Genomic DNA, 17,447 nt, shown 5'->3' with positions numbered 1-17,447 from the left:
AACAATGTCCGAGGAGTGAAAACTATCAGTAAAGGAGAAGCGTAGGGCTTGGCATGCAGTAAACGTTTGCTTAATAGATCAATCAAACTCACTGTATTTGGAGAGCATAGTTTCGAGGCGAATGCTTTGCGCACGGTTCATGCGATCTCGCCATGCAACAGTCACCGTAATGTTTTTCAAAGCGTGAGACAAGGCACCACTGGCATTTGTCACCTCACAGCTCATCGTATACCCAGAGCCCGACAAACCAGATAAAGGATCCGAACTTGTCGCATTGCGACAGTAGTCCGCTTGATTGAGATCCGTAAAAAGGATTAACCCTACAGCTCCCCCCACATCCGATACACGAGTTCGATAATACTCCATCTGCCTTTCAGCAAAATGAAGCGCTTCTACACTGTGCAACGCGTAATCCGATTTTTGTTCTGCATAGACCTGTAGCTTAACCAACCCTAGCGAAGCGATACCGATCAATAGAAAAGAGATCAGGACCTCTATCAAGCTAAAACCGGAATGTTTATAAGTCATTCCATGATCCCTTTTTCCATTTGGCTTTCAAAGGAACACTATGGGGGTTGTATTCGCCTGTGTAATCTAAGTTAATCGAACCTTGAATTGTCGATAACCCGCCAACTGAATCAAAGAACATCCCTCCCTTGGGAAAAAAAGAAGCAAATCCAATATAAACCGAATTGTTCTGCACTAAGCCGGCGATAGGTATCGTATTTGGAACTTTGGCCCATAAGCCGCTCAATAGGTCCGTATCAACATCAGGGGAGGCTGGTTCGTCGTATATGCTCATATCATTTAGGTGATAAAAGGAACCATCAAACACACTTGCATTACCGTTCGCAACGATGCCATCTTGAATCACTAATGAACGTGGAGTAATAACACCGGGGATAGGTTCTACCACATTAATTGGTGGGTGATAGACCACGCAATCACCGATCACCCACACCTTATCTTTGCCACTAGTAAAGGCGTTATTAATCGCTTGGCTACACTTATTACCTTGATACTTCCCGTTGAATAAATCAATGTGCTTGGGGGGAGATACAGTCCTGTCAATGAGGTCAATCACATGATAATCACGCTTAATCTGGTCAATATTTTCTGGCGTTTTAGATACCCCAAAGTAATTAGAGAAAGTATCGATGGCTGGGTCAAATTTGAAATCTGATTGAAAAGCATTTGAAGGCAATGACCCAACTGAATCAATGGTTGCATTGCGGTTAATATCGGTTGTCGGTTGGCAAGACTCAAAGGTAGGAAAAGGAGGGATACCGCCCGTAGGTGTGATTGTCTTCAAACGCCCGCCGCCTTGGTTTTTATAGATCACACTATCTAAGAACCGAACAGACACACATTCGTTAATACCACCGACCGCAGTAAGACTAATATCTGGGGTAATATCGATATTGTGATCAGAAATAAACTCCAAACTCGAATTGGTTTGCATCGCCCCTAGCCCCGACGAATTGTTAAAACTTATCTCTTTGTTCAGAGATAAATAGTGAGCACTCGACACCAATATATTCGGTGTTAGGTTATCTGATTTCAACGTAAGGACTTTCGACTGCTGACAGTGATTCATTAAATCATTGGGAATTGCCGTGAGATCATTTTCAGCTATATAGGTAAAACCACACTCCAACCCAGCCTCGGCGTTCCAATGAGCTTTGCGGACTTGAACTTCATTCTGCGCGACCTTAATTTGATGAAAAACGCTGCGATAGGTGCCCAAAGTAACAATTAAAGCACTCAACACTAAAACAGATGTGATTAACAACGTAGCCACTCCAGCTTGCTGCTTTACCGAGGTCATTGCCAATTCCTTTGCTTAACGGTTATAGCGACGCCTTTAGAGATCCCAGCACTCGGAATTGACGCAACAATATTCAAATCAGTGAGCGTAGTGCTCACCCCATTTTTGCTCAACACTTGTGAGGATATTGATAAATCGTCGACGGAAATAATGCTATCGTCGAAAAGTGAGTAGCATGAGGTAACTTGATCATGGGCTAAAATGTTCCCTGGAGTAAGAACGCCCTTTTCACAAACTTTCAATCGAGTCCCCTCCTTTTTATACACGATATTCCTGTAATTTTTTCCGTCAGTTGATCTCTCTTTCAAATAGACGAACCCCACCTCAACACCACCGCTAACATGAATCGTATTAACGGCATCTAATAGCTTCAGGGATTCACCATTTGAACCATCGTAGCCTGCTCGTTGAATATCTTCTTTCATTACCTGCATCGTGCTCGTAAGGTTTTGCAGCAGCAATAGCTCAATGCCTTTATCTTTGGCTATTCTGTGCCCCGTCATAAATACGCTGCCGATAATAGCAATCGCGAATACACCAATAACGGAGGTGACCATCAGTTCAATGAGAGATGCGCCCTTTTGCTTTCGCAAGCTTCTACTGCGGGCCTTAGCAAGCATAGTAACCATACTGATCGCCTGATTCGCCGCACACTTTAATTCGCCCCGGAGGGCTAGATAGTTTAATCAAAAGCCGGTCGGTTGAAGCACTTTTAGGAGCCAAGTAAATCGTACCTCTGGCAGGCCTTCCTCTTACACTTTCAAAGCTGATTTTTGAGCCTGTATAGTTATGAGAAAACGATAAATCTCGAAACGGTTCTCCCGACAACATCAGCAATGTATCACCAGACAGATCTTCCGTAGGCTTCAACCATACTGTCCACTCCCCCGTAGATTGCTCTTCATTTTTAGCCGTCGAGAAATGTACCCAGAGTTTTTGATTTCTTTTCACAGACTCAGACTTTGCCTGTACTAAGAAACCATTCAACTCCCCAGCAACGCGCTGTATCTTGACTGTTTGGGTGACTGAACTAAAACTCGGAGCAGCCGTCGCTACCAATATCGACAGTATCGACACCGTTATTAACAGCTCTAATAAAGTAAACCCGCGAGTCATTTCCCAAATTCCTATGTAATCAGGTGCGTAAGCATATTTAATCTTGCACCGATGCTACCACCCGAGAAAAATGGACAGGGTTATGAAAGGAAACTACTCGTGAAGATTCGAATAAAAAGATGTAACAACAACAATTTAAGTATGAAAGGAATGACACTGATCGAAGTATTGATCGCTGTTGCCATTGTAGGAGTACTCAGTGCAATAGCTTATCCAAGCTACACAAACCATGTTTTAAAATCGCATCGAATGACAGCGATAGGAGATATGGCAAAAATTCAACTTGAACTTGAGAGTGCTTACGCCGGAAATTATGCCACGGCTGCTGGAAACATAGTTTCTGGAGGAACCTGCTCGTTTTGCGATACCGATACAAGCAGGTACACACTAACAATTTCGGCTAGCAGTACCTCATACTCCATTCAAGCAGAACCACACGCACCACAGACAAATGATGACTGCTTAGACTCACCGACTGATATTCTGGAGTTACATCACTCAGGTGTTTCAGAGCCTCAAGCGTGTTGGAAGTAACAAGAGGAGACACTAAAGCCTCTAGGGGGTGATCTGAAAAATTTCGATTATTTTTGCTATGAGCTTCTTTTATACCAATCAAAAAACACAAATCTATAGACACAAAAAAACCTGCTACATGAGCAGGCTTTTCTACTTTTATCATTAAATTGAAGTATCAATAATTTAAAGATCAACAACTTAACGTGTCAATAACCTATTTATCTAATCAGTTGATTACTTAGTTAGGTCATCAAAGAAGTTTTTCACGCCGCTGAAGAAACCTTCAGATTTTGGCTTGTGCTTGCTTGCAGCTTCACCACAACATGTTTCTTCAAATTCACGCAGTAGTTCTTTTTGACGAGAGCTTAGCTTAACCGGTGTTTCAACCACTAGCTTAACGATTAGGTCACCCACACCGCCGCCACGAACGCCTTTCACACCTTTGCCACGCATACGGAACATACGGCCCGTTTGTGTCTCTTCAGGTACTTTAAGGTTTACACGGCCATCTAATGTAGGAACTTCAACTTCACCGCCTAGCGCTGCCATTGTGAAGCTAACTGGCACTTCACAGTAAAGGTTGTTGCCGTCACGCTCAAAGATGTTGTGCTCTTTTACGTGTACTTGTACGTACAAGTCGCCAGCTGGAGCGCCGTGCTCTCCTGCTTCGCCTTCGCCAGATAGACGAATGCGATCACCAGTATCAACACCTGCTGGGATCTTAACGTTAAGCGTTTTCGTCTTCTGTTTGCGACCTTGACCATGACATGAGTTACATGGGTCTTTGATGATCTTGCCTTTACCGTTACAAGTAGGACAAGTCTGTTGAACCGCAAAGAAACCTTGGCGCATTTGTACCTGGCCGTGGCCATGACAAGTACCACACGTTTGTGCAGAAGAACCCGCTTTCGCGCCGCTACCATCACAAATGTCACATTCAACAAGTGTTGGTACTTCAATCTCTTTAGATACACCACGAACGGCTTCTTCTAGAGAAAGCTCCATGTTGTAACGCAAATCAGAACCACGTTGAGCACGCGCTTGACCGCCGCCACGACGACCGCCGCCGAAGATATCGCCAAATACGTCACCGAAGATATCGCCGAAGTCACCTTGGCCACCGCCGCCGTAACCGCCGCCACCCATGCCACCTTGTTCAAAAGCTGCGTGGCCGTATTGGTCGTAAGCTGCTTTCTTTTGAGCATCGGTTAGGATCTCGTACGCTACTTTTACTTCTTTAAATTTATCTGCTGCGCTTTCATCACCCTGATTACGGTCCGGGTGGAATTTCATCGCTAAGCGTTTGTACGCTTTTTTAATATCGCGCTCTGATGCATCGCGGCTTACGCCTAATACTTCGTAAAAATCACGTTTTGACATGTTCTAGGTCACCAAAATAATTGCTACTGCCGAATGATCACTTCAGCAGTCTGTGTATCAATCTAGATAAAAGTTCTGTCGGCTGAAACGCCGAATAAAGCTATTATCTAGATCGACAAGTCTAAATACAAATTTACGGGCGTGAGAGTTACCTCTGACGCCCGCAATAATAAGTCTTTGAGACAATGAATTTCTAAGCAAGTAGCTTGAGTTCTAGGAGGAAGCGCGGAGCCTACGCTAGTAGGTGAGCACTTCCGACAACGAAATCAGGCTACTCTGCGACGAAATTATTTTTTGTCTTCTTTTACTTCTTCGAACTCAGCGTCTACCACATCGTCGTCTTGCTTAGGTTGTTCACCAGCGTCAGCACCAGCTTGTTCAGCTTGAGCTTTCTGTTGAGCAATTTCCATTAGCTTTTGAGCTGCTTGCATAAGTTCTTGAACTTTAGCGTCGATAGCTTCTTTGTCGTCACCAGACTTAACTGATTCTAGAGCTTCGATAGCTGCTTCAATTTTAGCTTTCTCGTCTGAAGGTAGAGCTTCACCAGCTTCTTCTACTTGCTTCTTAGTGCCGTGAATCATTTGGTCAGCTTGGTTACGTGCAGTTACTAGCTCTTCGAACTTCTTGTCAGCTTCTTTGTTAGCTTCTGCTTCTTGAACCATTGCTTCGATCTCTTCCTCAGACAAACCGCCTGATGCTTGGATAGTGATCTTCTGCTCTTTACCTGTCGCTTTATCTTTAGCAGATACGTTCAGGATACCATCAGCATCTAGGTCGAATGTTACTTCAACTTGTGGCATGCCACGTGGTGCTGGTTGGATACCTTCTAGGTTGAACTGACCAAGAGACTTGTTGTAAGTCGCTTGCTTACGCTCACCTTGAAGAACGTGGATAGTTACTGCGCTTTGGTTGTCTTCAGCTGTAGAGAACACTTGATCCGCTTTAGTAGGGATAGTTGTGTTTTTCTCGATAAGCTTAGTCATTACGCCGCCCATCGTTTCGATACCGAAAGATAGAGGAGTAACGTCTAGAAGAAGAACGTCTTTAACTTCACCAGCTAGTACACCACCTTGAACAGCAGCACCCATTGCAACAGCTTCGTCAGGGTTCACGTCTTTACGTGGCTCTTTACCGAAGAATTCAGTTACTTTAGCTTGAACCATAGGCATACGAGTCTGACCACCAACTAGGATAACGTCAGTGATTTCGCCTACAGATAGGTCAGCATCTGCTAGAGCAACTTTTAGTGGCTCAAGAGAACGTTGAACTAGGTCTTCAACTAGAGACTCAAGCTTCGCGCGAGTCACTTTGATGTTCATGTGCTTAGGACCAGTCGCATCTGCAGTAACGTAAGGTAGGTTTACGTCAGTTTGAGTAGTAGAAGAAAGCTCGATTTTCGCTTTTTCTGCTGCTTCTTTAACACGCTGCATTGCTAGTGGATCAGCTTTAAGGTCGATACCTTGCTCTTTCTTGAACTCATCTACTAGGTAGTTGATCATGCGGTTATCGAAATCTTCACCACCAAGGTGAGTATCACCGTTAGTTGAAAGAACTTCGAAAGTCTTCTCGCCTTCTACTTCATCGATTTCGATGATAGAGATATCGAATGTACCACCACCAAGGTCGTATACAGCGATAGTGCGGTCACCACCTTGCTTGTCTAGGCCGTAAGCCAGAGCAGCAGCAGTAGGTTCGTTGATAATACGTTTAACATCTAGACCAGCGATACGGCCAGCATCTTTCGTTGCTTGACGTTGAGCATCGTTGAAGTAAGCAGGAACAGTTACTACTGCGCCAGTTACTTCTTCGCCTAGGAAGTCTTCAGCTGTTTTCTTCATTTTCTTAAGAACTTCAGCAGATACTTGAGGAGCAGCCATTTTTTGGCCTTGCGCTTCAACCCATGCATCACCGTTATCAGCTTTAACAATGTTAAAAGGCATGATTTCGATATCGCGTTGAACTTCTTCATCTTCAAAACGACGGCCGATTAGACGCTTAATCGCGTATAGCGTGTTTTGAGGGTTAGTAACAGCTTGACGTTTCGCAGGTTGACCAACTAGCGTCTCGCCTTCAGTGTATGCGATTACCGATGCTGTTGTGCGTTCGCCTTCAGCATTTTCTAATACGCGTGGTTTGTCACCGTCAAGAACAGCAACACAAGAGTTAGTAGTACCTAAATCAATACCAATGATTCGACCCATCAGGCTTTCTCCGAATAAATTCTATTTAGTTTTTTGCTATACCCACTATGTGGGGGGTAGTAATCAGGGATTCAACCCTAATACACAAATTTAAGTGCAAATGTAATTTGCTTTCGTATGCACCATAGATAAGGGCTCACGAATCCTTTTCAAGGGGGATACTGGATTTTTTCACATTTATTTTGATAAAAGGAATGGTTAGACACGAATACATATCATTACCTTCACATAAGCCTAGTAACTGGGTTTATCACCCAATAAAAAACGGAGCCACTTAGGCTCCGTTTGTCTATTCAGGCTTTCCACTTAGATTTCATCTATTAGATAGAGGAAAATCTCTGATTACGCTTCTGCTTTCTTTAGCTCAGCTTCTTCGTTTGTTTCAACGCCGATTTCGCCTTCAGACTTAGCAACGATAGTGTTAACCGCTGTATCACCTACTACGTTAGAAGAAGTACAGAACATATCGTTGATACGGTCTACCGCAGCAATGATAGCTAGACCTTCTGGTGGTAAACCTAGTTGGTGCAATAGAACACCTACCATTACAACACCACCACCAGGAACACCACCAGCACCGATAGACAGTAGCAAGATAGTTAGACCCAGAGTAAAGATGTCAGCCGTGTTGATTGGTTGACCGAATGCGTTTGCTACGAACATTGTCGCTAGTGCGATGTAGATAGAAACACCAGACATGTTCATTGTCGCACCCAGTGGTACACCGAAGCCTGCCACAGATCTTGATACACCAAGCTTTTCAGTTAGAGTGCGCATTGTTACTGGGATAGTCGCATTCGAACTTGCCGTCGATAGTGAGAAAAGGATTTGCTCGCGAGTTGCACGTAGGAATTGCTTAGGCGTAATACCTGTCGCGATACCAACCATCATTGGGTAGAAGAAGAAAATCCAGAACACTAGCATCGCAACAACAAGCGCTACATAGCCAGCTACAGACATAAGTGTCTCAGCGTTCAGTGTCGCACCTAGTTGAATCATCAGAGCGAATACACCAAATGGCGCCAAGCTCATTACTAGGCCGATAAGCTTCATCATGATTTCGTTAGCCATCTTGAACGTTTTGATCGCTGGACCGCCACGTGAATCAAGAGCCTGAATAGCAAGACCAGTCAAAATTGCCATGAAGATGATCTGTAGCATGTCGCCGCTTGCAAACGCCTGAACTGGGTTGCTAGGAACGATGTTCACAACAAGAGAGAAGATATCTGGAGTTTCAGTTGTTGTTAGTTGAACTGTCTCAGAGATCGTTCCGGCTAAATCTGCACCAGCACCCGGTTGGAAAATAAGGCCAACAGTTAGGGCTGCAGAAATCGCGATGATGGTGTTGATAATGTAAAGAGCAAAAGTTTTACCACCTAGGCGACCGAAAGAACGGATGTCTTTCAATTCAACAATTCCGCAAACGATAGATACGTATACCAGTGGAACAACCAATAGTTTGATCAAAGAGACAAACATACCACCGACACCTTCTGCTAGACCTAGCAGGTAAGTATCAAATACTGCAATACCGTTGAATAGGTACTGAATAGCAGTACCAATAAGTAGGCCGGCAAACAAGCCTACAAAAATCTTACTTGAGAGCGATTTATCCATCGTTCTTCTCCAGTTTGTTGTGTTTGAAATTTGTACTTTTATAGTTATATATGCGAGTTAAATCGCTATATCGCAGTGGATTTTACATACAAAGATAACAATTAAAAGCATTTATTTACAAAAACATTACAAGTGTGACGTCAAAACATTTCTTCATTAACAACTGGTTTCATAATATAAAACTCTAAATCATTGTTCTGGGTAATATAAAAGGAACAACATTCTTAATGCGTTTTTGGTGACTATTTACGTGGGGTCTCAAGTTATAGGCACAAAAAAAGAGAGGCATATGCCTCTCTTTCCATTTTACGTAAACCAGTGATTTATTTTGTCGCCGCGACTACTCAGTCAATGCGCGACTCAATCACTTGGCAGCGTAACACGTCATTACTTAGCAACCATAACCATCGCAGGGCGAACCACACGACCGTTTAACTCGTAACCTTTTTGCATTACGAACATAACCGTGTTTGATTCGTGATCTGGACTTTCTTGGATAGACATCGCTTGGTGGAATTCAGGGTTGAACACTTCACCTTCAGGGTTGATCTCTTTAAGACCAAACTTAGCAACTGTGTCTACGAACGTTTTGTGCGTTAGCTCAACACCTTCAAACAGTGGCTTAACCACTTCGTTTTCAGCATCTGCCGCTTGCATTGCACGCTCTAGGTTGTCGATGACAGGAAGTAGACCTTCAGCAAACTTGTTCAAAGCGAATTTACGCGCCTTATCAATTTCTTGCTCGCTACGGCGACGCATGTTTTCAACTTCAGCTTTTGCGCGAAGAACAGAATCTTGCTGCTCTTTCACTTTAGATTCGCTAGAAAGTAGTGCAGCTTCTAGTTGAGCGATTTTTGCTTCTTGCTCATCAACAGACTCTTCATTTAGCTCAGCTTCTTCAACTTTCTCAGCTTCAGCAATGATTTGATCTAGCTCTTCTTCCGTTACTTTGTTTTCTTCGTTGCTCATGATCTCTCCAGAATTCGTTTTCAATGCAAGTGACAGGTGTGTTTGCACCCCAAATTGATATAAAACACTCGCATAGACGTTCAACTTGCCTTTATTATGGGGATGAAGAATTTTGATTCAAGCCTAATTCGTTTGGAAACGTTATGAAAAAGCCATTTGAAGTCATCGCCATTATTGGTAAACCTCGAGATCAGCAAGCAATTCAGACTCATAGAGAGCTCTATCAGTGGTTAAGTACTGAGGGTTATCAAGTGTTTGTGGATGACAGACTCGCTACAATTTTAGACGATATCCCACAAGAACATTTTTCTAGCCTAATTGAATTAGGTAAACGCGCCGATCTCGCCATTGTGGTGGGTGGTGACGGAAATATGCTCGGTGCCGCTAGAATCTTGTCACGTTTCGATATTTCAGTGATTGGCGTAAACCGAGGTAACCTAGGTTTCCTTACCGATCTTAATCCTGAAAACTTCCAGAGTGCGCTTACTGATGTACTCAAGGGTGAATTCATGGAAGAAGAGCGCTTCTTACTTGAAACTGAAATTCATCGTCATGGCCAAATAAAAAGCCACAACGCCGCACTCAACGAAGCAGTACTTCACCCCGGTCAAGTCGCACATATGATCGAGTTCGAAGTGTATATCGATGACAGCTTCGCCTTCTCACAGCGTTCTGATGGCTTGATCGTCTCAACACCGACAGGTTCTACCGCTTATTCGCTTTCTGGCGGTGGTCCTATCCTGTCATCAAGCTTAAATGCAATTTCATTAGTACCAATGTTCCCACACACCCTTTCAAGCCGACCACTTGTGGTGGATGGAAAGCGTCGTATCAAGCTGATCGTATCGCCAGATAACCGCGGTACACAGGAAGTGAGCTGCGATGGTCAAATCTCGCTACCAGTTTCTCCTGGCGATGAGATCCACATTTACCAAAGTCCGAATGTGCTCAAGCTGATCCACCCTAAAGACTACAACTACTACCATGTTCTGCGTAACAAACTAGGCTGGTCGAGTAAGTTGTTCTAAAAGAATAAAAGCTCCAGAAGTAACCGAATTATGAAAGGCTGACGACGTTCGTCAGCCTTTTTTATTGCCCATAGAAAGCCCGTCGGCTCTCGCTTCTCTGCAATTCCTTATACCTCCACTCCCGACAGGGAGGAACAACTGAATTGGGAATCTACTGCGGTTTCAGTGATCTACGGACGCGCTCAATTCTGAGATCGGTCACAAAAAATTTTTACCTGTCGACTTTACTGTATAAAGAAACAGTATATACTGAGCTTATATACAGTATTGTTCAGTTATACAGGTAAATAAAAATGCTGGCTCATCTAAGTGTTAATAATTTCGCTATTGTTAAGTCTTTACAGCTAGAACTCTCTAAAGGCATGACAACAATCACCGGAGAAACTGGTGCGGGTAAATCTATCGCTATCGACGCTTTAGGCTTGTGTCTTGGAGGAAGATCTGATGCAGGAATGGTTCGACAAGGTGAAGAAAAAACCGAAGTCAGTGCCGCTTTTTTACTTGAGAACAATCTGCATGCTACCCGCTGGTTAGAAGACAATGAACTGCTTGATGGCGGTGAATGCATCCTACGCAGAACCATCTCTAAAGAAGGTCGTTCTCGCGCATTCATCAACGGCAGTCCCGTGCCTCTTTCACAATTAAAATCGCTTGGACAGCTGTTGATCAACATTCATGGTCAACACGCGCACCATCAGTTGATGAAAAGCGATTACCAAATGGCCATGCTTGATCAATACGCAGGTCACTTGAACCTATTGAAATCGACACGTAATGCTTACCAAGCCTGGCGACAAGCCGATAACCACTTGAAAGAGTTACGTGAAAATAGCCAGCAAAACCAAGCTCAAAAACAACTTCTTGAATACCAAATCAAAGAGTTAAATGAGCTGTCTATTGGGGAGGAAGAATATGAAGACCTCGAACAAGAGCATAAGCGCCTCTCCAATAGCGGAGAACTGGCCACAACCTGCCAACAAGCTATCGAGCTTATTTATGAAGGTGAAGAAGTTAATGCGCTTGGTATTCTGCAATCGGCCAATAACTCCTTAATTCAGTTAGCGGAGCTAGATGAAAGATTGGCTGAGTTACCAAACTTATTGTCTGAAGCCATTATTCAGATTGAAGAAACCAACAACGAGTTAAGAACATACCTAGACAGCATTGATGTTGATCCCGGTCGTATGGCTTACGTTGAGGAGCGTTTCTCTAAAGTGATGTCGATGTCTCGTAAACACCACGTATTACCTGAAGAACTGTATAAGCACCATCAAGACTTACTACAACAAGTTGAAGCGCTTGATTGCTCTGATGAAAAATTGGAAGAATTGGCAAACGAGGTAGAAAACCAATACCAGTCGTTCGTGGCTAAATCAGAGAAGCTTCATAAATCTCGAACTCGTTACGCAAAAGAACTCAACAAGCTGATCACGCAAAGCATGCATGAACTGAGCATGGAAAAAGCGCAGTTTGCCATTGAAGTAAACAACACCAACACACACCCTTCTCCATTAGGTATGGATAACGTGACCTTCATTGTTTCGACCAACCCAGGTCAACCAATGCAGCCCATTGCTAAAGTGGCTTCTGGGGGCGAGTTATCACGAATCTCACTAGCGATTCAGGTGATCACAGCGCAAAAAGTGGATACACCAAGCCTGATTTTCGATGAAGTCGATGTGGGTATCAGTGGACCAACCGCTGCGGTTGTCGGAAAAATGCTACGTAAGCTGGGCGAATCTACGCAAGTTATGTGTGTAACGCACTTACCTCAAGTGGCAGGTTGTGGACATCAACAACTGTTCGTTGCAAAGAACACGAAATCAGGTAAAACCGAGACTCAAATGCACACGCTTGATGAACAACAACGCGTTTCAGAGCTTGCTCGACTGCTTGGTGGCAGCCAAATTACCGAATCGACGCTTGCCAATGCAAAAGAGTTATTAATCGCAGCATAGGTTACATATTCAGCAACTTTCTGATAATTTACCGAAAATTCTTGGCAATTTTGCAACTTAATTCAAAATTGCCAGTCATAACAAGCTCAAAGCGCAAGGAGCTTTTTACTTCTTGCTGGAGCTTGTTTATTATCAGGCAGTATTTTAGCGAAGAAAGATCTCAAACTATGCGAATTAAAAAGTGGTTAGTTGCAGTTCCACTTGCACTAACAATGTTGACCGGTTGCTCTCTACTAGAGAAGTTGGTTTATCGAATTGACATCAATCAGGGTAACTATGTTGAACAAGAAGCTGTCGATCAGCTCAAGTTTGGCATGACAAAAACACAAGTTCGTTACGTTATGGGCTCACCTATGCTTATCGAAAATGGCTACCCAGATACGTGGTACTACATTTACCACCACCAAAAAGGCCATAACGACCCTATCCAGAAAAACCTTGTCGTGAACTTTGATGCCACTGGCACTCTAGTAACGATCAATGGTGATTTTGAAGCCAGTGATGAGTTCTTCGAAAGCCTTCGCTAGCTTTCAGTCAACAAAGCTCTCAGCTGATAAAGCTTTCCGGTCGACAAAACTATCAGTCGACAAGGTATGAATCGCAAAAGCCTGCTCACATGAGCAGGCTTTTTAATATCTGCTAACAAATTAGCTGCGTGTCTAACCAACAGGCACAAAAAAGCTCGCCAACATTGCGAGCTCTCTTCTTAGTCGAATTTTTTTAGCACTACGATTTAGCTGCGGCTGCTTTCGCTTGCTCAGCACGCTTACGGCGGATCTCTTTTGGATCGGCTAACAGTGCTCGGTAGATTTCGATACGATCTTTATCGCGAACCGTCGCATCTAGCTTAACGTTGCGGCTGAATACGCCAACCTTGTTTTTTGCTAAGTCGATCTCTGGGTACAATTCCAAAACGCCAGACTGCGCAATGATCTCTTCAACGGTCGCGTGCTTGTTTACTACTAAAGTAAACACACGCTGTTCATGCGGAAGTGCAAACACAACCTCTACGTGGATCATATCCGATTCAATAGTCATGGCTTAGTAGACCTGTTTCGCGCGTTGAGTAAAAGCACTGACCATATTACTCGTCAGCTCATTGAAAACCTTACCAAATGCCATTTCAATCATTCGGCTAGAGAATTCAAACTCTAACTTAAGCTCAACCTTACACGCTTGCTCATCGAGCGGAGTAAAATACCAACCACCCTGCAGCTTTTTAAACGGGCCGTCCACCAGCTCCATCAAGATCTCAGCGCCATCCGCTAAGCGGTTCGATGTGGTAAATGTTTTGCTGATACCCGCTTTAGAGACATCAACTGAAGCTACCATCGTTGAATCTGAAGATTCGATCACACGTGAACCAGAACACCCTGGCAAAAACTCGTGATAACGAGCAACATCATTGACCAAGCTGAACATCTGGTCGGCACTAAACGACACTAATGCTGAACGAGTAACCTTTGGCATATAGACTCCTGTTAAAGACAGCGTTACATTAACACAAACTGCAATTTTAATTGTATTGGGCCAGAGCGCAAATAAAAAGGATTCCCCAACTAGGGTGCAATCCGTATAATGAGGCCATTATGGCAAAGAATAAATCAAAATCAAAAGCCGGTAGTAATACCATTGCGCTTAATAAGAAAGCTCGCCACGAATATTTCATCGATGATGAGATAGAAGCGGGGCTTGAGCTACAAGGCTGGGAAGTAAAATCCCTACGTGAAGGCAAAACCAATATCGCAGAAAGCTACGTCTACATCAGAGACGGCGAAGCATTCATCAGTGGTATGACGATCACTCCGCTCACTCAAGCGAGTACTCATATCGTGGCGAACCCAACACGCATCCGTAAACTACTAATGTCGAGAAAAGAACTCGACAACCTTATCGGTCGTATTAACCGTGAAGGCATGACACTTGTCGCAACCGCGCTTTACTGGTCTCGCTCTTGGGCGAAGATTAAAGTTGGCGTAGCTAAAGGTAAAAAGCTGCACGATAAACGTACTGATATGAAAGAAAAAGATTGGGCGAGAGATAAAGCACGAATTATGAAGAGTAATTTGCGTTAATTTTAAGCACTTAAACGCACAGTGCTAGACAGGCAAAGCTTTTCTGGTACTATGCAAATAACACTTGGGGCTGATTTAGGATTCGACAGGAATTTTGAAGTCTGAGGTGCATGCCGTGGGGCGGTTGGCCACGTTAAAAGCCGCAAAAAAATAGTCGCAAACGACGAAAACTACGCACTAGCAGCTTAATAACCTGCTCAGAGCTCTCTTACCCTAGCTTCCGCTCGTAAGACGGGGACCAATAAGAGATCAAACCCAAACTAGCTAGCGCGGATTCTCCCACCTGAGAGGAAAAGCGCGAATAACAATTCAGGTTAGCCTTTAACTAGCGTGTCGGTTCGCAGGTTGCTGGTGAAATTAAAGATCGACTAAGCATGTAGTACCAATGATGAATGATTTTTGGACGCGGGTTCAACTCCCGCCAGCTCCACCAAACGTTTGGAACGGGACATCTCAGGATGTCCCGTTTTTATTTTTAAAGCCTTATATATCAACGCATTAGCTGTATCGTAGCATTTCATTACATATCAACACCTCTCATACCTTTAGTATTCCAGTTAGTATTCCAAGTAAGAACTCGTATTTTTGGAATACTAAACAGCGTATCTGAGGGGATAACATGGCTCGCAAGACTACTCGTTTAACAGATAAAGAACTTAAAGCAGCAAAACCAAAAGACAAAGACTATGTGCTGTCTGATGGTGAAGGCTTGCAATTCCGAGTCAGAAAAAATGGGACGACTCAATGGAATCTCAATTACTACCACCCCATCACCAAGAAACGCATTAACCTTGGTTTAGGCACATACCCTAACCTTACCCTAGCCAACGCCCGAAAATTGGCTCTACAAGCTAAAGAGCAACTTGCACTAGGCAAAGACCCTAAAGAATCACGCGAGCAATCAAATAAAGAACAAGCAGCCATCATCGAGCACACACTTTTCAACGTAGCTTCTGAATGGTTTGAAGTGAAGCGTAACGACGTTACTGAAAACTACGCTAAAGATATTTGGCGATCTCTAGAACTGTATGTATTTCCTGCCCTATCCAATACTCCAATATCTAAAATCACCGCACCAATGGTTATTGAGCTCCTTCGACCCGTAGAAGCTAAAGGTAGCCTAGAAACGGTTAAACGAGTGACTCAACGTTTAAATGAAGTTATGGATCACTCGGTAAACTGCGGACTAGCACCAGCTAATCCTCTCTCAGGTATTAGAGCCGCTTTTAAGAAGCCAAAAAAAGAGAACATGAAAGCTTTAGCACCAGCCGAGCTACCTGAACTTATGGCCGCGATTGCTAACGCCAGCATTAAACGCACTACGCGATCACTTATCGAATGGCAATTACATACCATGACCCGCCCCAATGAAGCCGCTGGTGCTAAGTGGAACGAAATTGACCTTGAAAACAACCAGTGGTTGATTCCAGCTGAACGAATGAAAAAACGAAAAGAACACTCTATTCCACTTACCCCTCAAATGATCGCTATCTTGGAATCAATGAAGCCAATAAGCGGACACCGTGAATTTGTATTCCCTGCTGATCGTGACCCAAAGAAACCGACCAATAGCCAAACTGCAAATGCAGCTCTTAAGCGAATGGGCTTTGCTGGTCGTTTAGTTAGTCATGGTTTGCGTTCGATTGCTAGTACCACTCTAAATGAACAAGGCTTCGATTCTGACTTAATTGAAGCCGCACTCGCTCACGTAGATAAAAACGAAGTAAGACGAGCATACAACCGTACAGACTACCTAGAACGTAGACGCCCAATGATGAAATGGTGGAGCGAACATATTGAACAAGCTTCTCAAGGCTCGCTATCTGTAACTGGTTACAAGACTTTAAGAGTTGTTGGCGATGAGTAAAGAAAGCGTAGACCTTAGAGAAGTATCTTTAGCTGAGCTAGAAATTAACGCTGGTTTAAGAGCGAATAAAGCAGGCGCTAAGCAAAAGAACATGAGTTTTAGCTTATACCTAGCTGGATTATGTATTCTTCTAGGCAGTAAATCCCAAGTGCATATTTTTACGGGTATGGGTAGAAAAGAGATTTCAGATCATATTGAGCGTTTAGATAAATACGAACTCGCTATTGAAGGCGCTGAACAGTTACCAATAAATGGAAAGTTCAGTGAGTATGTTGCCGCCCCTCAGGAATGCCCATTAACTATTAAGTTCTGGCTTTCACAAATAGTGACTAGTTTTGAAAACCAGCTTACAGGAAGTGGGAAGTATAGAATAACTTCCAATGAAGTTGGGACGACGCTACACGAAGAGGTAGCAATTGAATCATGCATACTGGGTGAACCAGAGACACTATCGTTAACTGAATTGAGAAAAAAACACAAAACCACGCCCCGAACAAACGGTCTAGAAAGAGCAAAAAGCGACCAATGTTCAAACCGTTACAGTGAGTTACTTAGAAGCCTAGTGAAAGTAAAAAAACAATCGCACTCTTTATAACCAATTACCCCCCACCCTAAAAAATAGCTCCTGCATTAACTTAAAAGCTCAAGAAGTTAATAAGCACTAAAGGAGCTCTTAATGTCTCAGCAACTAATACCAATCAGCATCATTCGTTTACCTGAAGTGATGCGTATTACTGGTCTTTCACGCCCAACAATCTATCGTCGAATCGCAGAAGGAACATTCCCAAAAAGAGTGTCACTCGGAGAACGTGCCGTTGGATTTGATCCGCACCAGCAGTTTTGGACACTGAGTTAAGTGAGTACAATCACTAATGAGGTGAACCATGACAAG

General features: G+C 43.6%; 18 protein-coding genes and 1 other RNA gene. 9 read left to right on the top strand and 10 right to left on the bottom strand.

Annotated features, from left to right (window positions below; genetic code table 11):
* Window positions 1-78: 78 nt before the first annotated feature.
* Genes AB6D07_RS02135 through AB6D07_RS02120 form a run of 4 tightly spaced genes read right to left on the bottom strand, consistent with a single transcriptional unit; the run spans window position 79 to window position 2,944 of the window.
* Window positions 79-528: a prepilin-type N-terminal cleavage/methylation domain-containing protein gene (locus tag AB6D07_RS02135; RefSeq protein WP_017101927.1), complete on the bottom strand. Its 450-nt coding sequence runs from the start codon at window positions 526-528 to the stop codon at window positions 79-81.
* On the bottom strand, window positions 518-1,828 hold the full coding sequence (locus AB6D07_RS02130) for a hypothetical protein (RefSeq protein WP_017103934.1): 1,311 nt from the start codon (window positions 1,826-1,828) through the stop codon (window positions 518-520). The genes AB6D07_RS02135 and AB6D07_RS02130 overlap by 11 nt, the downstream gene beginning before the upstream one ends.
* Window positions 1,825-2,457 carry a PilW family protein gene (locus AB6D07_RS02125; RefSeq protein ID WP_017103933.1) on the bottom strand — a complete coding sequence of 211 codons (633 nt, stop codon included), beginning with the start codon at window positions 2,455-2,457 and terminating at the stop codon, window positions 1,825-1,827. The genes AB6D07_RS02130 and AB6D07_RS02125 overlap by 4 nt, the downstream gene beginning before the upstream one ends.
* Window positions 2,438-2,944: a GspH/FimT family pseudopilin gene (locus AB6D07_RS02120; protein ID WP_017103932.1), complete on the bottom strand. Its 507-nt coding sequence runs from the start codon at window positions 2,942-2,944 to the stop codon at window positions 2,438-2,440. The genes AB6D07_RS02125 and AB6D07_RS02120 overlap by 20 nt, the downstream gene beginning before the upstream one ends.
* A gap of 51 nt (window positions 2,945-2,995) precedes the next feature.
* Between AB6D07_RS02120 and AB6D07_RS02115 the strand changes: the two genes are divergently transcribed.
* Window positions 2,996-3,478, top strand: coding sequence for a type IV pilin protein (locus AB6D07_RS02115; RefSeq protein ID WP_017103931.1), 483 nt, complete (start codon window positions 2,996-2,998; stop codon window positions 3,476-3,478).
* Between the two features lie 216 nt (window positions 3,479-3,694).
* On the opposite strand, the gene dnaJ is transcribed toward AB6D07_RS02115, so the two are convergent.
* The 4 genes from dnaJ to grpE form a co-directional block, all read right to left on the bottom strand.
* Entirely contained in the window at window positions 3,695-4,840 is a 1,146-nt protein-coding gene (dnaJ, locus tag AB6D07_RS02110; protein WP_017103930.1) for a molecular chaperone DnaJ, read from the bottom strand.
* 287 nt (window positions 4,841-5,127) lie between these two features.
* On the bottom strand, window positions 5,128-7,041 hold the full coding sequence (gene dnaK, locus AB6D07_RS02105) for a molecular chaperone DnaK (protein ID WP_372091414.1): 1,914 nt from the start codon (window positions 7,039-7,041) through the stop codon (window positions 5,128-5,130).
* A gap of 342 nt (window positions 7,042-7,383) precedes the next feature.
* The gene (locus AB6D07_RS02100; RefSeq protein ID WP_009848330.1) at window positions 7,384-8,658 is read right to left on the bottom strand and encodes a dicarboxylate/amino acid:cation symporter; all 1,275 of its coding nucleotides are present in this window, start codon (window positions 8,656-8,658) and stop codon (window positions 7,384-7,386) included.
* Window positions 8,659-9,045: 387 nt separating this feature from the next.
* Window positions 9,046-9,627: a nucleotide exchange factor GrpE gene (gene grpE / locus AB6D07_RS02095; RefSeq protein ID WP_009848329.1), complete on the bottom strand. Its 582-nt coding sequence runs from the start codon at window positions 9,625-9,627 to the stop codon at window positions 9,046-9,048.
* Window positions 9,628-9,770: 143 nt separating this feature from the next.
* On the opposite strand from grpE, the gene nadK reads away from it, so the two are divergent.
* The 3 genes from nadK (at window position 9,771) to bamE (ending at window position 13,140) form a co-directional block, all read left to right on the top strand.
* Window positions 9,771-10,655: an NAD(+) kinase gene (nadK, locus tag AB6D07_RS02090; RefSeq protein WP_009848328.1), complete on the top strand. Its 885-nt coding sequence runs from the start codon at window positions 9,771-9,773 to the stop codon at window positions 10,653-10,655.
* A 293-nt stretch (window positions 10,656-10,948) separates the two neighbouring features.
* Window positions 10,949-12,613 carry a DNA repair protein RecN gene (gene recN, locus AB6D07_RS02085; protein WP_017098044.1) on the top strand — a complete coding sequence of 555 codons (1,665 nt, stop codon included), beginning with the start codon at window positions 10,949-10,951 and terminating at the stop codon, window positions 12,611-12,613.
* Between the two features lie 167 nt (window positions 12,614-12,780).
* Window positions 12,781-13,140, top strand: a complete 360-nt coding sequence (gene bamE, locus AB6D07_RS02080; protein ID WP_009848326.1) for an outer membrane protein assembly factor BamE — start codon at window positions 12,781-12,783, stop codon at window positions 13,138-13,140.
* Between the two features lie 199 nt (window positions 13,141-13,339).
* On the opposite strand, the gene AB6D07_RS02075 is transcribed toward bamE, so the two are convergent.
* The gene (locus AB6D07_RS02075; protein WP_009848325.1) at window positions 13,340-13,651 is read right to left on the bottom strand and encodes an RnfH family protein; all 312 of its coding nucleotides are present in this window, start codon (window positions 13,649-13,651) and stop codon (window positions 13,340-13,342) included.
* 3 nt (window positions 13,652-13,654) lie between these two features.
* Window positions 13,655-14,083: an SRPBCC family protein gene (locus AB6D07_RS02070; RefSeq protein WP_004735157.1), complete on the bottom strand. Its 429-nt coding sequence runs from the start codon at window positions 14,081-14,083 to the stop codon at window positions 13,655-13,657.
* 119 nt (window positions 14,084-14,202) lie between these two features.
* Here AB6D07_RS02070 and smpB point away from each other — a divergent pair, with 119 nt between their 5' ends.
* The 5 genes from smpB (at window position 14,203) to AB6D07_RS02045 (ending at window position 17,411) form a co-directional block, all read left to right on the top strand.
* Window positions 14,203-14,688 carry an SsrA-binding protein SmpB gene (smpB, locus tag AB6D07_RS02065; protein ID WP_004735156.1) on the top strand — a complete coding sequence of 162 codons (486 nt, stop codon included), beginning with the start codon at window positions 14,203-14,205 and terminating at the stop codon, window positions 14,686-14,688.
* A gap of 66 nt (window positions 14,689-14,754) precedes the next feature.
* Window positions 14,755-15,121: a transfer-messenger RNA gene (gene ssrA / locus AB6D07_RS02060) on the top strand.
* A gap of 186 nt (window positions 15,122-15,307) precedes the next feature.
* Entirely contained in the window at window positions 15,308-16,555 is a 1,248-nt protein-coding gene (locus AB6D07_RS02055) for an integrase domain-containing protein (RefSeq protein WP_017103928.1), read from the top strand.
* Window positions 16,548-17,150, top strand: a complete 603-nt coding sequence (locus AB6D07_RS02050; protein WP_017103927.1) for a hypothetical protein — start codon at window positions 16,548-16,550, stop codon at window positions 17,148-17,150. Before AB6D07_RS02055 ends, AB6D07_RS02050 begins: the two co-directional genes overlap by 8 nt.
* An 81-nt stretch (window positions 17,151-17,231) precedes the next feature.
* On the top strand, window positions 17,232-17,411 hold the full coding sequence (locus AB6D07_RS02045) for a helix-turn-helix transcriptional regulator (protein WP_372124990.1): 180 nt from the start codon (window positions 17,232-17,234) through the stop codon (window positions 17,409-17,411).
* Window positions 17,412-17,447: the final 36 nt, after the last annotated feature.

Origin of the sequence: Vibrio sp. 10N.239.312.C11 (assembly GCF_041466065.1) — a bacterium.
GTDB lineage: Bacteria > Pseudomonadota > Gammaproteobacteria > Enterobacterales > Vibrionaceae > Vibrio > Vibrio tasmaniensis_A.
This window is presented reverse-complemented; position numbering and strand designations above follow the sequence as displayed.

What these genes read in the sequence shown, in the direction of transcription:
- AB6D07_RS02135 (WP_017101927.1), bottom strand. Translation starts at nt 528, where the DNA reads ATGACTTATAAACATTCCGGTTTTAGCTTGATAGAGGTCCTGATCTCT.
- AB6D07_RS02130 (WP_017103934.1), bottom strand. Translation starts at nt 1,828, where the DNA reads ATGACCTCGGTAAAGCAGCAAGCTGGAGTGGCTACGTTGTTAATCACA.
- AB6D07_RS02125 (WP_017103933.1), bottom strand. Translation starts at nt 2,457, where the DNA reads ATGGTTACTATGCTTGCTAAGGCCCGCAGTAGAAGCTTGCGAAAGCAA.
- AB6D07_RS02120 (WP_017103932.1), bottom strand. Translation starts at nt 2,944, where the DNA reads ATGACTCGCGGGTTTACTTTATTAGAGCTGTTAATAACGGTGTCGATA.
- AB6D07_RS02115 (WP_017103931.1), top strand. Translation starts at nt 2,996, where the DNA reads ATGCTACCACCCGAGAAAAATGGACAGGGTTATGAAAGGAAACTACTC.
- dnaJ (WP_017103930.1), bottom strand. Translation starts at nt 4,840, where the DNA reads ATGTCAAAACGTGATTTTTACGAAGTATTAGGCGTAAGCCGCGATGCA.
- dnaK (WP_372091414.1), bottom strand. Translation starts at nt 7,041, where the DNA reads ATGGGTCGAATCATTGGTATTGATTTAGGTACTACTAACTCTTGTGTT.
- AB6D07_RS02100 (WP_009848330.1), bottom strand. Translation starts at nt 8,658, where the DNA reads ATGGATAAATCGCTCTCAAGTAAGATTTTTGTAGGCTTGTTTGCCGGC.
- grpE (WP_009848329.1), bottom strand. Translation starts at nt 9,627, where the DNA reads ATGAGCAACGAAGAAAACAAAGTAACGGAAGAAGAGCTAGATCAAATC.
- nadK (WP_009848328.1), top strand. Translation starts at nt 9,771, where the DNA reads ATGAAAAAGCCATTTGAAGTCATCGCCATTATTGGTAAACCTCGAGAT.
- recN (WP_017098044.1), top strand. Translation starts at nt 10,949, where the DNA reads ATGCTGGCTCATCTAAGTGTTAATAATTTCGCTATTGTTAAGTCTTTA.
- bamE (WP_009848326.1), top strand. Translation starts at nt 12,781, where the DNA reads ATGCGAATTAAAAAGTGGTTAGTTGCAGTTCCACTTGCACTAACAATG.
- AB6D07_RS02075 (WP_009848325.1), bottom strand. Translation starts at nt 13,651, where the DNA reads ATGACTATTGAATCGGATATGATCCACGTAGAGGTTGTGTTTGCACTT.
- AB6D07_RS02070 (WP_004735157.1), bottom strand. Translation starts at nt 14,083, where the DNA reads ATGCCAAAGGTTACTCGTTCAGCATTAGTGTCGTTTAGTGCCGACCAG.
- smpB (WP_004735156.1), top strand. Translation starts at nt 14,203, where the DNA reads ATGGCAAAGAATAAATCAAAATCAAAAGCCGGTAGTAATACCATTGCG.
- AB6D07_RS02055 (WP_017103928.1), top strand. Translation starts at nt 15,308, where the DNA reads ATGGCTCGCAAGACTACTCGTTTAACAGATAAAGAACTTAAAGCAGCA.
- AB6D07_RS02050 (WP_017103927.1), top strand. Translation starts at nt 16,548, where the DNA reads ATGAGTAAAGAAAGCGTAGACCTTAGAGAAGTATCTTTAGCTGAGCTA.
- AB6D07_RS02045 (WP_372124990.1), top strand. Translation starts at nt 17,232, where the DNA reads ATGTCTCAGCAACTAATACCAATCAGCATCATTCGTTTACCTGAAGTG.